Origin of the sequence: Arthrobacter sp. Hiyo1 (assembly GCF_001263615.2) — a bacterium.
Classification (GTDB): Bacteria; Actinomycetota; Actinomycetes; order Actinomycetales; family Micrococcaceae; genus Arthrobacter.
The window spans coordinates 353,297-355,250 of the sequence record NZ_DF952469.1 but is presented as its reverse complement, the minus strand read 5'-3'; the positions used below and the strand labels follow the sequence as shown (position 1 = coordinate 355,250).

The 1,954-nt window shown below is 64.3% G+C and carries 2 protein-coding genes; one reads left to right on the top strand and one right to left on the bottom strand.

Annotation, left to right across the window (positions count from 1 at the left end):
* Positions 1–882: TIGR01906 family membrane protein (locus tag AHiyo1_RS06115; RefSeq protein WP_059387945.1), on the top strand; the 882-nt coding region annotated here is incomplete at its 5' end.
* A 117-nt stretch (positions 883–999) separates the two neighbouring features.
* Here AHiyo1_RS06115 and AHiyo1_RS06110 read toward each other — a convergent pair.
* The coding region (locus tag AHiyo1_RS06110; RefSeq protein WP_445286187.1) for a dolichyl-phosphate-mannose--protein mannosyltransferase at positions 1,000–1,954 on the bottom strand (955 nt) is incomplete at its 5' end.

Genomic DNA, 1,954 nt, shown 5'->3' with positions numbered 1-1,954 from the left:
GCCGAGGCTGCGGAGGCCGGACAGGAACCAGCCCTCTTCGCGGAGCCTTTGCCGACGTCGGCCCTTCAGGTCCGCCCCCCGGAAGCCGAAGTGGAACGCCGCAACCACGAGCGGGAGCAGGCCGCCAACGCCAAGCCGCTGGCCCCGCGCATTTTCCAGGTCCTGCTGGCCGTCTTCTACCCGGTGGTCCTCCTGGTGCTGGCAATCCGCGCCGTGGCGAGCCCGCTGTTCTTGTGGGTGGAGTACTACCGGCCGGGATTCCCTGGCGACGGCTACGGCTTCAACGCCGATGACCGGATGACTTATGGGTCCTACGCCCTGGACTATCTCAGCAACTGGTCCGGTCCACGCTACTTGGGCGAGCTCGTCAACCAGAACGGCGAGAAGCTGTTCAAGGAAGGCGAAGTTTCCCACATGGCCGACGTCAAGACCGTGATGCTCTCCGCATTCGGTGCCGGCGCGCTCATGATCATCATCGGCATCATCGCCATGCTCTATCTGCGCAAGCGAAGCACGGGCGGAATCCGCCGCGGAATGTTTGCCGGTTCGATCGTCACTTTGGTGCTCATCCTTGGACTGGGCACGCTTGCGGCCTTGGGCTGGCAGCAGTTCTTCACGGACTTCCACCACATTTTCTTCGCCAACGGCACCTGGACATTTGCGCTCGACGACACGCTGATCCGCTTGTTCCCGGGGCAATATTGGATGGACTCCGGGATTGCGATCGGTGCATTGGTCTTCATCACGGCCCTGCTGACACTCATCTTCACCTGGCCTACCCGCCGTCGTCGCGGACTTGCACCCAAGAACCAAGCTGCTGCGGAACACAGCGCGGATGCGGACCCGGAGGTCCGCGCGGAAGCCGGCACGCCGGAGAAGTAGCACCACCGCAACAACGAGGAAAGCGGTCCGCCTGGGAGTCTCCAATCCCAGGCGGGCCGCTTCGTTCATGCGGGGGTGTTTAGTGTGCGAGCCGTCCTGGCCTTCCGGTCAGGCCGCTCAGATCCAGGACGGCATCCACATGCGCATCCGCCAGTCCTGGTAGCTGATCACTTCCGCCGTCCACACCGGATAGAAGAACGCCGACAACAGCACGGCAAGGACCACCACAAGGCCCACCAGGTACAGGCCGGAGCGGCGCCGCCATGGAGGAGCCCCGCTCCTGCCGAGCACCAGTCCCAATCCATAGACGAGGGCCAGCACGAGGAAGGGCTCGAAGGAAAGCGCATAGAAGTAGAACATGGTGCGCTCCGGATACATGAACCACGGCAAATACCCGGCGGCGACCCCGGCCAGGATGGCCCCTGCCCGCCAGTCGCGCCGTCCCGCCCACCAGAACAGCACCACAAAGAGCGCAATCGCGGCACCCCACCAGACCACCGGGTTGCCGACCGACAGGATCGCCGAAGTGCAGTTGGGCAGATCGCAGCCGGGAGTGCCCGGCTTGGGGGACTCATAGTAGAACGATGTGGGCCGTCCCATGACAAGCCAGGTCCACGGACTCGCCGAATACGGGTGCGGCGAGCTGAGGCCCTGATGGAAGTTGTAAGCCTGCACGTGGTAGTACGCCAGGGAGCGCAACGGCCCGGGAATCCAGCCCCACGTGGCGGAAGGATTCGTGTCGGCCCAATGCCGGTAGTAGGCGTCGTTGGAAAGGAACCAACCGGTCCAGGTCGACAAATACACGGCAGTCGCCGCGGGAATCATGGTGAAGAACGCCGGAATGCCGTCTTTGATGATGCCTGCGCTGGGCCAGCTCCGGATGCCCGCAATGCGCCGCGCGCTCATGTCCCAAAACACCGTCATCAAGCCGAAAGCAACAACGAAGAACAGCGCCGACCACTTGGTGCCGACCGCCAAGCCGAGGCAGACACCCGCCGCCAGCCGCCACCACCGGAATCCGAGCCACGGGCCTGAGGCGAGGTGCACCGCCGTCGGACGGCCGTCCTTGGCT